Origin of the sequence: Arcobacter caeni, from assembly GCF_003063245.1 — a bacterium.
Lineage (GTDB): Bacteria > Campylobacterota > Campylobacteria > Campylobacterales > Arcobacteraceae > Aliarcobacter > Aliarcobacter caeni.
Genome location: NZ_MUXE01000010.1, coordinates 1 through 12,438, shown reverse-complemented (window position 1 = coordinate 12,438; position 12,438 = coordinate 1). Strand labels below are relative to the sequence as shown.

Annotated in this window: 13 protein-coding genes; 12 read left to right on the top strand and 1 reads right to left on the bottom strand. The window is 26.5% G+C overall.

Features of this window, described 5'->3' with window-relative positions:
• Positions 1–15 precede the first annotated feature (15 nt).
• The 6 genes from bamA to B0174_RS07615 are packed head-to-tail and all read left to right on the top strand — an operon-like array spanning position 16 to position 7,889.
• The gene (bamA, locus tag B0174_RS07640) at positions 16–2,271 is read left to right on the top strand and encodes an outer membrane protein assembly factor BamA (protein WP_228156434.1); all 2,256 of its coding nucleotides are present in this window, start codon (positions 16–18) and stop codon (positions 2,269–2,271) included.
• Entirely contained in the window at positions 2,271–3,344 is a 1,074-nt protein-coding gene (locus B0174_RS07635) for a dehypoxanthine futalosine cyclase (RefSeq protein ID WP_108559318.1), read from the top strand. The genes bamA and B0174_RS07635 overlap by 1 nt, the downstream gene beginning before the upstream one ends.
• A 59-nt stretch (positions 3,345–3,403) precedes the next feature.
• Positions 3,404–4,642, top strand: coding sequence for a M16 family metallopeptidase (locus B0174_RS07630; RefSeq protein WP_205663509.1), 1,239 nt, complete (start codon positions 3,404–3,406; stop codon positions 4,640–4,642).
• A 2-nt stretch (positions 4,643–4,644) separates the two neighbouring features.
• A complete protein-coding gene (gene gltX / locus B0174_RS07625; RefSeq protein WP_108559314.1) occupies positions 4,645–5,946 on the top strand; it encodes a glutamate--tRNA ligase in 1,302 nt (433 codons plus the stop codon).
• Positions 5,943–6,215, top strand: a complete 273-nt coding sequence (locus tag B0174_RS07620) for a YggT family protein (protein ID WP_108559312.1) — start codon at positions 5,943–5,945, stop codon at positions 6,213–6,215. Before gltX ends, B0174_RS07620 begins: the two co-directional genes overlap by 4 nt.
• 15 nt (positions 6,216–6,230) lie before the next feature.
• Positions 6,231–7,889 (top strand): lytic transglycosylase domain-containing protein, encoded by a 1,659-nt coding sequence (locus B0174_RS07615; RefSeq protein ID WP_108559310.1) that lies wholly within the window; start codon positions 6,231–6,233, stop codon positions 7,887–7,889.
• Here the strand turns inward: B0174_RS07615 and B0174_RS07610 are convergent.
• On the bottom strand, positions 7,858–8,337 hold the full coding sequence (locus B0174_RS07610; protein ID WP_108559308.1) for a hypothetical protein: 480 nt from the start codon (positions 8,335–8,337) through the stop codon (positions 7,858–7,860). The genes B0174_RS07615 and B0174_RS07610 overlap by 32 nt on opposite strands.
• 370 nt (positions 8,338–8,707) lie before the next feature.
• On the opposite strand from B0174_RS07610, the gene B0174_RS07605 reads away from it, so the two are divergent.
• From B0174_RS07605 to B0174_RS07580, 6 genes are all read left to right on the top strand, one after another.
• On the top strand, positions 8,708–9,991 hold the full coding sequence (locus tag B0174_RS07605) for a type II toxin-antitoxin system HipA family toxin (RefSeq protein WP_108559306.1): 1,284 nt from the start codon (positions 8,708–8,710) through the stop codon (positions 9,989–9,991).
• Positions 9,988–10,383: a hypothetical protein gene (locus B0174_RS07600; RefSeq protein WP_108559303.1), complete on the top strand. Its 396-nt coding sequence runs from the start codon at positions 9,988–9,990 to the stop codon at positions 10,381–10,383. Before B0174_RS07605 ends, B0174_RS07600 begins: the two co-directional genes overlap by 4 nt.
• A 278-nt stretch (positions 10,384–10,661) precedes the next feature.
• Positions 10,662–10,967, top strand: coding sequence for a type II toxin-antitoxin system Phd/YefM family antitoxin (locus tag B0174_RS07595; protein WP_108559301.1), 306 nt, complete (start codon positions 10,662–10,664; stop codon positions 10,965–10,967).
• Between the two features lie 102 nt (positions 10,968–11,069).
• Complete coding sequence (locus B0174_RS12450; protein WP_407641250.1) at positions 11,070–11,306, top strand: HNH endonuclease signature motif containing protein; 237 nt, start codon at positions 11,070–11,072, stop codon at positions 11,304–11,306.
• Positions 11,306–11,596 carry a hypothetical protein gene (locus B0174_RS07585; RefSeq protein ID WP_108559299.1) on the top strand — a complete coding sequence of 97 codons (291 nt, stop codon included), beginning with the start codon at positions 11,306–11,308 and terminating at the stop codon, positions 11,594–11,596. The genes B0174_RS12450 and B0174_RS07585 overlap by 1 nt, the downstream gene beginning before the upstream one ends.
• 375 nt (positions 11,597–11,971) lie before the next feature.
• Positions 11,972–12,322, top strand: a complete 351-nt coding sequence (locus B0174_RS07580; RefSeq protein WP_108559297.1) for a hypothetical protein — start codon at positions 11,972–11,974, stop codon at positions 12,320–12,322.
• Positions 12,323–12,438: the final 116 nt, after the last annotated feature.

Sequence of the window (12,438 nt, the reverse complement as noted above, 5' to 3'; positions counted from 1 at the left end):
AAATTAAGGACAGTTGTGAAAAATAAAGTCGTACTATTTTCTTTAGCTTGTGCAGCAGCACTAAGCGCAGATACAATAAAATCAATAGAATATAAAGATGTAAATAAGTTATCTCCGGAAATTTTAAATGAAACTTTGTCAATGAAAGTTGGTGAAGAACTAAATAAAGATAAGTTAAATGATGCTGTACTTAAGTTTTATAAGTATGGTTATTTTGATGATATTGCAGTTTCAAGTGAAAATGGTATTTTGAAATTTATATTTAAAGAAAAACCTTCTATTTCAAATGTTGATATAAAAGGTTATAAATCAAGACCTGAAGATTTGGATGCTGTTAGAAGTGCCATAAATTTAAAAAAAGGTGCTATGTATACTGAAAAAAGAGTAAAAGAAGCAAAAGAAAAGCTTCTTAGTATGCTAGCTAGTGAAGGATTTATAAATTCTGTTGTAGAAACTGAAATTGAAAGAATCAATGACCAATCTTTAAAAGTTACTTTTAATGTAAATAAAGGTGATGAAATAATCATTAAAAAAGCAAATTATCATGGTGCAAATAAATTAGAACAAGATGATTTTGATCATGTAACTGCTAATAAAGAAATAGAGTTTGCTTCTTGGTGGTTTGGGCAAAATGATGGTGAAGTAAAAATTGATCAATTAAAATATGATGCAAAAAGAATTAATGAATTATATTATGAAAAAGGTTATTTAGATGCACAAGTAAAAGAACCCTTTTTAGATATAGATTTTGCATCAAATCAAGCAAAATTAGATTTTTTTATAGCTGAGGGTGAAAAATATACTACTAGTGGTATAAAAATATATTTAGATTCTTCTATTGTTGATCCACAAACTATTTATCCTAAATTAAAATTAATTGTTGGAAATACATTTAATATAAAAAAACTAAGACAAGATCAAGAGTACATAAGAACTCAAGTAGCTGATAAAGGTTATGCTTTTGTTGATGTTAAATTTGATTTAATAAAAGATGAAAAAAATCAAAAAGTTGATGTTGTTTATAATGTAATTCCAGGTAAAAAAGTTTATATAAATGATGTAAAAATATCTGGAAATACAAAAACTCTTGATAGAGTTGTAAGAAGAGATGTTTATTTAGCTCCTGGAGATTTATATAATCTAACTGATTTCAAAAGTTCAACTAATAAATTAAAAAGATCAAGATTCTTTGAAAGTGTTAATATTGAAGAAAAAAGAGTTAGTGACGAAAAACTTGATATTGTTGTAAAAGTTACAGAAGCAGCAACTGGTTCATTAATGTTAGGTGGAGGATATGGTTCTTACGATAAAATGATGGTAAATGGATCTATTACTGAAGTTAACATGTTTGGTTCAGGTCTAGGATTAGGTTTAAGTGCTGATTTATCTGCAAGAAGTAATAGATTTGAGTTAAGTTTAAAAAATCCAGCTATTAATGATAGTGATTATAATGGTGAAGTTGAAGTTCATAGTACAAAAGCTGAAATTAATAGAGATAAATATGATTCAAATATAGATACAAAAGGTTTCTCTGTTGCTATTGGAAAACAATTAGTTAGAGATTTATATGCAGGAGCTAGATATAGACTAGATTTTGTAAGTGAAGATTATGATTATTCTTCAGATTTTTTAGCAACAAGAGATAGAACAAAAGAAATTTATGAATCTCAAGATTATATTTCAAGTTCAATTACTCCATATTTAAATTTTGATAATACAGATGATTTCTACTTTCCAAGAGAAGGTATGAAACTTGGAACATCACTTGAATATGCAGGTGTTGGTGGAGATTCTAAATATTTAAAATCAACTACTTATGGAAAATATTTCTATTCACTTGAAGATTTAGCAGAATTAGATTGGGTTTTAAGACTTAAAACACAAATGAAAATTTTAGTTGATAATGGACAAATTAATCAAGGAGATTCTTTATATCTTGGAGGTGCAAAAACTCTAAGAGGATATAAATCTTATGCATTCCCTCAAAATGAAACAGGTTATAAAACAGATCCATATAAAAATTTATGGGCAAATTCAGCTGAAATGAGTTTTCCTTTAATTCCAAGTGCAAAAATGAGATGGGGAGTATTCTATGATTATGGAATGATTGGTCAAGACTCTTTTGGTGATATTAAAAGATCTGGAACAGGAGCTTTACTTGAGTGGATTTCACCTATGGGACCTTTACAGTTAATATTTGCAAAAGCTCTTGATAATGAACCAGGTGATCAAACATCTTCATTTGAGTTCTCTTTAGGTTCTAGTTTTTAATGGTTAAAAGAATGAATATTGATAAAAGTAAGAGATTAACAAATAGTGATGCACTTAATTTAATAAAAAATGCTTCATTATTAGAACTTGGGATATTAGCAAGTGAAAAAAAATCCGAACTTCATCCTGATAAAACAACATCTTTTATTGTTGATAGAAATATCAATTATACAAATGTTTGTTGGGTTGATTGTAAGTTTTGTGCCTTTTTTAGACATGGGAAAGATGAAGATTCTTATGTTTTAAAATTTGATGAAATTGATCAAAAAATAGATGAACTTTTGGAAATTGGTGGAACTCAAATTCTTTTTCAAGGTGGAGTTCATCCAAAGTTAAAAATTGAATATTATGAAGAATTAGTTGAACATATTCATAATAAATATCCTCAAATAACTATTCATGGATTTTCTGCAATTGAAATAAAGTATATTTCAAAAATTTCAAAAATTTCTATTTTAGAAGTTTTAAAAAGACTTCAAGCAAAAGGTCTAAGTTCAGTTCCAGGAGCTGGTGCTGAAATTTTAAGTGATAGAGTAAGAGATATTATTGCACCAAATAAAATGGATAGTGCTGAATGGATTGAAGTTCATGAATTAGCTCATTCAATTGGTATGAAAACGACAGCCACAATGATGTTTGGAACAGTTGAAACTGATGAAGAAATTATCGAGCATTGGGAATTACTTAGAAATCTTCAAGATAAAACAGGTGGATTTAGAGCCTTTATTATGTGGTCTTTTCAAGGAAACAATACTTTATTAAAAGCAGAAATTCCAGATATTAAACCACAATCTTCAAATAGATATTTAAGATTATTAGCAGTTGCAAGACTTTATTTGGATAATTTTAAAAATATGCAAAGTTCATGGGTAACTCAAGGTTCTTATGTTGGACAATTAGCTTTAAAATTTGGAGCAAATGATTTAGGAAGTACAATGATGGAAGAAAATGTTGTAAAAGCAGCAGGTGCATCAAACAGAATGAATCAAGATGAAATGATTAGACTTATAAAAGATATAGGCGAAAATCCTGCAAAAAGAAATACAGCTTATGAGATTTTAGAAAGGTTCTAAATCTAATGAAAATAAAATATTATTTTTTAATTATTCTCTTAATATTACAAGGAAGTTTAATGAGTGCTACAATAAAGCATATTGATATAAAAGGTGTTCAAATACCTGTAATTTTTGAAGAACAAAAAGCTTTACCGATTTTAAATCTTCAGTTAGTTTTTCAAAATTCAGGATATATTCAAGATAAAAATAAAAGTGGTTTAGTAAGTCTTTCTTCAAAACTTTTAAATGAAGGAACAAAAGAATTAGGAGCTACTAAATTTGCTCAAGAATTAGAAGAAAATGCTATTTCTTTGGCTACTTCAAATGGTTTTGAAACTTTTGTTATTGAGTTATCAAATTTAAAAGAGCAATCAAAAAAAGGAATTGAACTTTTAACAACACTTTTAAAATCTCCAAATTATACACAAGATACTTTAGATAAATTAAAAACTATGCAAACAGGTTCATTAAAAAGAAAAGAAAATGATTTTGATTATGTTGCTAATAATCAACTAAAATCAGTACTTTTTAAAGGAACAGCTCTTGAAAATTCAGCTTCTGGAACGATTGAATCTATTTCTAAAATAGAATTAAAGGACATAGAAAACTTTATAACTCAAACTATTTGTTTAGAAAATTTAATTATTGTTGCAGGCGGAGATTTTGAATTAAAAGAGTTTGAAAAATTAGTAAAACCTCTTTTAGAAACACTAAATGTTGGTAAAAAAGCTCAATTAGAAGAAGTAAATTTTACTTCTAAAAAAGAAGAAAAAGTATTAATAAAAGATACTCAACAAGCTTATATTTATTTTGGAAGTTCATTTAATATTAGTTCTAAAGATGAAGAAAATTATAAAGCAAAAGTTGCTTCATTTATTTTAGGTGGTTCTGGTTTTGGTTCAAGACTTATGGAAGAAATACGAGTTAAAAGAGGATTAGCTTATAGTGCTTATGGTTCAATTTCTATAAATAAATCTCATTCTTATTTTAACGGTTATTTACAAACAAAAAATGAAACCGCAGATGAAGCTAAAAAATTAGTTGGTGAATTAATTGAAGATTTTGTTAAAAATGGTGTAACGAATGACGAATTAATAGCAGCAAAAAACTTTTTAACTGGAAGTGAACCATTAAGAAGTGAAATATTGTCTCAAAGACTAAATAGTGCTTTTACTTTATATTATAGAGGATTAGAGCCTAATTATTCACAAAAAGAATTAGAAAAAATTCAAAATTTAGAATTAGCTGATTTAAATAATTATATAAAATCTCACAATGAGATTAACAATTTAACATTCTCAATAGTAAGGAAATAATTTTGTTAAGATTTGCCCCAAGTCCAACAGGAGATATGCATATTGGTAACTTACGAGTTGCTATTTTTAATTATATTGTATCAAAACAATTAAATGAAGATTTGATTATTAGAATTGAAGATACAGATGTTGAACGAAATATTGAGGGAAAAGATAAAGAAATTTTAGAAATTCTTAATCTTTTTTCAATTGAATATAAAAGTGTTGTTCATCAAAGTGATTCTTTAAAATATCACCAAAAAATGGCGCTTCAACTGATGACTCAAAAAAAAGCTTTTGCTTGTTTTTGCTCTGATTCAAAATTAGATGAATTAAGAGAACAATCTATAAAAGATGGAAAACCATTTAGATATGATGGTTTTTGTGAAACTTTATCTGACGAAACAGTTTTAAATACAAATGCACCTTTTACAGTTAGAATAAAAAAACCAGAATCAAATATTAAATTTACTGATTTATTAAAAGGAAATTTTGATTATGCACCTTTTGATGTTGATTCATTTATTATTTTAAGACAAGATAAAACGCCTACTTATAACTATGCTTGTTCAGTTGATGATATGATTATGGATATTTCAATTGTAATTCGTGGTGAAGATCATGTTTCGAATACTCCAAAACAAATTCATATAAGAAACTCTTTAGGTTATACAAAAGAGATTAAATATGTTCATCTTCCAATTATCTTAAATGCTCAAACTGGTAAAAAAATGTCAAAAAGAGATGATGCTAGTTCAGTAAAATGGCTAATTGAAGAAGGTTTTTTACCAAGTGCTATTGCAAATTATTTAGTTTTAATGGGAAATAAAACTCCAACTGAAATATTTAGCTTAGAAGAAGCAATTGAGTGGTTTAAAATTGAAAATATTTCAAGAAGTTCTGCAAAGTTTGATATTGATAAATTAAGATTTATAAATAGAAAACATCTTCAAACTATTGATGAATTAAGACTTTCTAAAATCCTAGGGTTTGTTGATGCTGATATTGGGAAACTTGGAAAATTATTTTTAGAAGAAGCTAGTACGATAAAAGAGATAAAAGAAAAAATTGCTCCAATTTTTGCACCTAAAACTTCTTGTGAAGGTTTTGAAGAAGAATTTTCTAAATTAAAAAATTGTTTAGAAAAAGCGCCATTTTTTGATGATTTTGAAGAATTAAAAAAGTATGTTTCAGAGCAAACAGAGTTAAAAGGTAAAAATTTATTTAAGCCATTAAGATATATTTTAACAGGTGCTGATAATGGACCTAATATTTCTGATATTTATCCTTTAGTTAAAAATTATTTAGGAGAAATTATAAAATGATAGATGCACTTTTAAGTTCGATATTTACTGTTGTTTTAAGTGTTATATTTTTATATAAATGGGTTATTATTATTTCAGCAATTTTATCATGGGTTAGACCAGATCCTTATAATCCTATAGTTCAAATGCTTTATAGATTAACAGAACCAGCTTATGCACTTATTAGAAAATATATTCCAACTGTTTTTGGTGGAATGGATTTAGCACCTATTATTTTGATTTTTGCTTTAATATTTTTAGAAACTTTCTTAAAAAATATCCTATTTTAAAATCATTCTTAGTATATGAAAAAACTCGTATTTAGTATTTATTTAATTTTTTTATTTAATATATCTGTTAGTGCTTCAACAAACACTACAGATATGTTTAAAAAAGATTTTAAAGTTACAATAGAATGGCTTGAACAAAAACCTAAATCTACTGCTAAAGATTTCTTTATTCTTCAATATTTAGAACAAGATGATACTTCAATTGAAGATGCAAAAGTAGCTTATGATATGGCAAATGAATCAAATTCTAATGTTAAGAAAGCTTATAATAAAAAATTTAAAACTTTACCACCAGAAGAATTAAGATGTTATCGTGCGACAATTGAACAACTAAAAAAAGAAGATTCTAAATGTATTGCATTAGGATTATCTTTAAATGAAGCTACTGAAATTTCAAAAAATGATTTACATTTTTTTATTACTAAACTTGATGCCTACCCTACTTTAAAAAAAGATTTACAAATAATTGCATCAGATAATCCTTTTAATTCTTTGATAAATTCAGATATGGATAGATTTTCTCGACTATTTTTTGATTTAAATAAAGAGTATAGAAATAAGTTTTTTAATAAATCTTTAAATCAAGAATTAATAAATAAAATTATTAAAAGTAAAAACTTTGAGAGATTTCTTAGATATGTGATTTATGATAAAAGCTTAGTTAATTTACAAAAATCTTTATTATCAGTGGAAAATAATCCTCAAATGAATTCTGAAAATTTGTTTTCATTAGGAATTAATGCAGTAAATAATGACAATTTAAATGTTGCATTAAAATTTTTCAATGAAGCAAATCAAAAAACATATTTAAGAACATCAAAAGACAAATGCTTATTTTGGATTTATTTATTAACTCAAAACCAACTATATCTTGAAGAATTAGCTCTAAGTTGGGATAATAATATTTATTCATTATATGCAAAAGAATTACTCAATTTAGAAATCGATAATATTGAGTATTCTATTCCATTAAAAAATACAAAATCATCATTTAATATATATGATCCTTTTGAATGGATGAAAGTTTTAGATGATACAAAAAAGAATTTTGATGAATCTAAACTTCAAAAATATGAAGATTTATTTTCAGATGAAAATACTCTAGCTCATCATGCCTTTGTTTTAGAAAGATTTAATAAATATAAAAAACAATATTTCATTACACCTTATAGGAATATAGTAAAAAATTATGATGTAGACAAACAAGTATTAATTTATTCAATAGCCAGACAAGAAAGTCATTTTATACCTTCATCTATCTCATTTTCATCTGCTCAAGGCGTAATGCAAATCATGCCATTTTTATCATCTGATATAGCCAAAAAACTAAATGAAGATTATAATATTTATGAACAATTTATTCCAAGTATGAATATAAGATATGGAAGTTTTCATTTAGATGATTTAGTGAAACAATTTAATAACAATCCTTTATTTATTGCTTATGCATACAATGGTGGAGCAGGATATACAAGGTCTCAATTAAAAAAAGGTTTATTTAAAACAAGAGCTAAATATGAACCTTTTTTAAGTATGGAATTAATTTCTTTTGCTGAAACACGAGAATATGGGAAGAAAGTATTAGCTAATTATTATATTTATAATAATTATCTAAATAATGAAAATAAAATAGATTTCTCAACTATTTTTCAAAGCTTAATTGAGCTGAACTAGAAGCTTCATTTTTTAATTTAATAGTTAAATTATAAACATCTTGGCTTTTAAATTTTACTAAATAATATTTTCCCCAATTATTTTTTAACATTAAACTTTTGAAGTTTTCATTATCTTTATCAACTTTCTCAAATGAAGTTGGTTCTATTTCATTTAGTAAAAATGAGTAATTATTTTCAAAAATATCTTGTGATTCTTTATTTGTAAAATAAACTGAAACTAGAAATAATTCTTCATTTGTATCAGAAATTTTCTTATCTACTTTGTTTAAATAAGTTGCCCAAAATATAACATCAACTTCATTATCTTTTAATATATCTGTTTTTTTAGTGTATTGAACACCTTTTGTTTCGATTTCATCTTTTTCAAAATACTTAAATGCATTATTTTTTGAACTACAAGAAACAAAAAAAAGTGAAATAAACATAAGCAACAATATTTTATACATAAACTCTCCAAGGCTTTAAATAGTAATTATTGTACATTAAAATAACTTTAACACTAATTTACCAAGCCATCGAATTTAGCTAGTTAATGTGCCGTTTTTGTGTCACCATATTTTTAAGGTCAAATATTACCTGGAGTGGTAACCTTATTTCAGACAAAGAATTTAAATAATTCTACATTAAAATAAAATGAATAAGTTTTACAACAGTAAAGAAATATTTGGATGCAGATACTTTAAAATCATTAAATGAAGTGGAATTAAAATTACTAGATAAATAAACTTTAATAAAAAAATTTATATACTAAAATTATGTATATTTTACTATAAAAGTACTATAATATACAAATATATAGTATATTAAGGAAGCTAAATGATTTATGTTAAAGCATGGGGAAATGATGTTGGACAGCTTGTAGAACACAAAGGTATTGTTAAATTTAAATATTTACAAACTAACAACCTTGATTTCTCCCCTGTCAAGATGCCAGTAACAAGTCAAAATGTATACAATTTTTCTCACCTTAAATATCAATATGGATTACCTGGTTTAATTAGTGATCATCTACCTGGTAGCTATGGTATGAATTACATGGATCGCTTTATTTATGAGCATCTAAAAAGAAGGCCTACGACTATGGAAAGATTACAGTTTTTGGGTAGCCATACATTAGGTGCTTTAGAATTTCATCCATCTTTATACGAAACAGATAATTATAAAGAAATATTAAATGTCTCACAATTATATGCTGAGTCAAAAAAGCTTTTAATTGAAGATTATGAAAACAATCATAATTCTAAGCTAACATTAAAAACACTTATTGCTGTTTCAAATTCTGCTGGTGGTGGAGCAAGAGCAAAAGCGATGGTAGGTTTTAATCCCAAAGATAAAACTATAAGTTTAACAAGAAAACAAGGAAATTTTCCTAAAGGATATTATCCTGTTATCATTAAATATGATGATCGCGATATATCAATGTACCCAACATTAGGGAAAAAGTATAAAGAAGCTTCTATTCCTACTAAATTAGAGTATTTGTATCATTTATTTGCAAAAGAATCTGGTATTACTATGAGTACTTGTGAGTTATTAGAACACGATGGCCGTTCTCATTTTGTAACATATAGATTCGATAGACGGAATAATGAAAGATTTCATATGCACTCCTTATCAGGTATGATGCATCAAAATCCTCAGGAGACATATAATGATTATATGGATATGTTTAGAATTGCTCAGAAACTCAATTTACATCAAGTTCATAAAGAACAAATGGTAAAGATTATTCTATTCAATGCAATTTTTGGAAACAGAGATGATCATTCCCGTAACTTTTCATTTTTAATGAATAGCGAAGGGAAATGGGCCTTTGCCCCAGCGTATGACCTAACATATACGAGCAATGGATATCATCAAATGCTATTAGGTAACTATTCCCTTAATCGTGCTACATTTGAGCAATTAAAAGATGTTTTTAAACCATATAATATTAGTGAATCATTTTTGAAAGAGAATATTCAAATGATGATAGAGATTAAGCACACAAAATTAGTAAAAGACTGCCTTAGTTATGGCATTCCTGAGGCATTTGCAAATCAAATATTGGATGAGACAAATATTGTAGATGAATTGTTCAGTAAAGGAGATAAACTATGAAAGAATTAGATTTCAGTTTAGCATCAACAGAAGAAATTATCAAAGAATTGGCACGAAGAGCAAAACAAAAGCGTAAGCAAAATATGCATCATTATGGGGACCAAAAATCTTTTGCAAAACACATAGGAATGAGCTATCGTAGCTATCAACAGTTTGAAATAAATGGAAAGATTACACTAGAAAAGTTTATTGATGTATTAAGAGGATTAGATGCCTTAGAAGAGAGTGAAGAGCTTTTAAAAATTAACGATGAGACCTTATTTGATAAGAAGAGTCCTCAAGAAAAGACATACTCGTCTCTCCTCTTTAAAAAAGAGATAAGTAAAAAAGAATTTGATGGGAATGATGACAATAATATGGTGAATATCCCTTATGTTTTTAATCAGAAGTGAAGAGACATATCAAGGTCGGATAAGAAACACTAAAGAGACTCCATTAATACTATTTAGTTTATATTCAAGAACTTTTCTGAGGGGACTGTTCAAACTGTGTCTGCATCTAGTATTTCCTAAAATTCTATCATAAATTTAATGTTATAATAAGCTATTATCGATTGGTGCAAAAGCCACTCCTTTGATTTCCTATAAAAACAAAATTGCACATATATTTAAAGATACATTTAAAAAGGTGTGTTAAAATACAGTTAATAATACATTGAAAAGGATATACAATGGTTTCATATACAGAAAAAGAGATGATTGGTATAACAGAACTAGGAAGAACGCTTAATAGTGTTGTTGAAAGTGTAGCATCTAATACTATTGAAAAGATTGCTATATTTAAAAGTAATAAACCAAAAGTTGTTATGATAGCTTTTGATGAATACCAAAGAATAAAAGAGTTGGCTGATAATTCTCTTGAATACCATGCAATAGCAGATATTATAGATGAAAGAATGCCAAATGGTAAACTTGAACATTCAATTTCTCATGATGAGTTAATAAAAGAACTTAGACAAAGAGGTAAAAATGTATGAGATTTTATATGATAAGAATATTCCAAATGATTTGATGCTGCTTTCTGATGAAGTGTTAGCAGAAGCTAGTTAGGTTTGCAACTATAATTACAAAAACAGGTCTTGATATTAGTCCATCAAGTAAAGAGGTGTATAGAGTTAGAAGTTGGAAGTATGGAATGTCATCACATTAAACCAAGAAGTCAAGGTGGATTAGATAACTATAACAATTTAGTATTAATTACTAAAGAAGTTCATAAGCTCATCCACTCCACGCAAATGGAAACAATTAACAAATATCTGAAATATGTACCTACTGATAAAGTTATCCTTGAAAATCTAAATAAACTTAGAATTTAATGGAAATAATCATTATAGAAATTGTTTTTATCTTTTTGTTATTCTTTTTGGAAATATTAAAAGAAAAAATAGATTATGTATATATGGAAATAATCACTCATCCAAAATTAGATAACAAATTGCATATATTTGGTGATTCGTTGTATATGATTGGAGGAAGTGTAACTGGTGCAGGAATTTATGAATATATTTTAAAAGAAAACTTCCTATTTTTTGTTTTATCTTATGGTATAATGTTTATACTAATTGGAGCATCTATAAGAAGTCACTATCAAAAGGAAAAAAAATGATACTAGAAATTTTAGGAACAATTTTACTTTTTATTGGTGGAATATTTGTGGTTGCACAAAATCGTTATAATAACGGTCAATCAAAATATTCTCAGAAAAAACACGGTTCAAACTAAAAAAAATAGCAAGACTTAGAGTTATAAGTTCTGTATATTCATATAAAATAACTTAACACACAAATAAAAATCCAATAATATAACTTACTGTTATTTTGAAATCCAATTAATTTTGGAGGATTTTTTATTGTCTAATTTAATATAAAAATAAAACTGTTGCCATAGAGGGTAAAACTTTATCCTCTATGGATAATAGTGCTTACTCTCTTGGTTAATCAATAGCACATAGTGCTTTTATACTAAGAAAGAGTAAAAAATAATGAAAAAATTAATAATAAATACAAAAAATGTTGGATATGTAAAAATATTCAAAGATGAAGTTAAAAACTCTCAAGTTTTTGAAGATTATAAAAATCTCACAAATGCAATAGTTGAAAGAGAAGGTACAAATGATGAGTTTGTGACTTTTAAAACTTTCAGAAATCCACAAGATTTTAGTACTACTTATTACAAAATAAGCCAATATAACAAATATTTCAATGACCATTGTGTAGATTTCGGTACATTTGATGACTTTGATGCAGCAGTAGAAGCTATGAAAATAGGTTTTGAAGAGCTATATCCAGGATTCACTGATGATGTATATGAAAATGGTTCTATGGAGAGGTAACATAAATTCATACTCAGAATTAAAAGATTCTGAGATAAAATAAATGAATAAAGGTTGCAAATGAGACAAAGTAAATATAGTCAAGAGTTTAAGGATTCAACAGTACAGTTGATTAT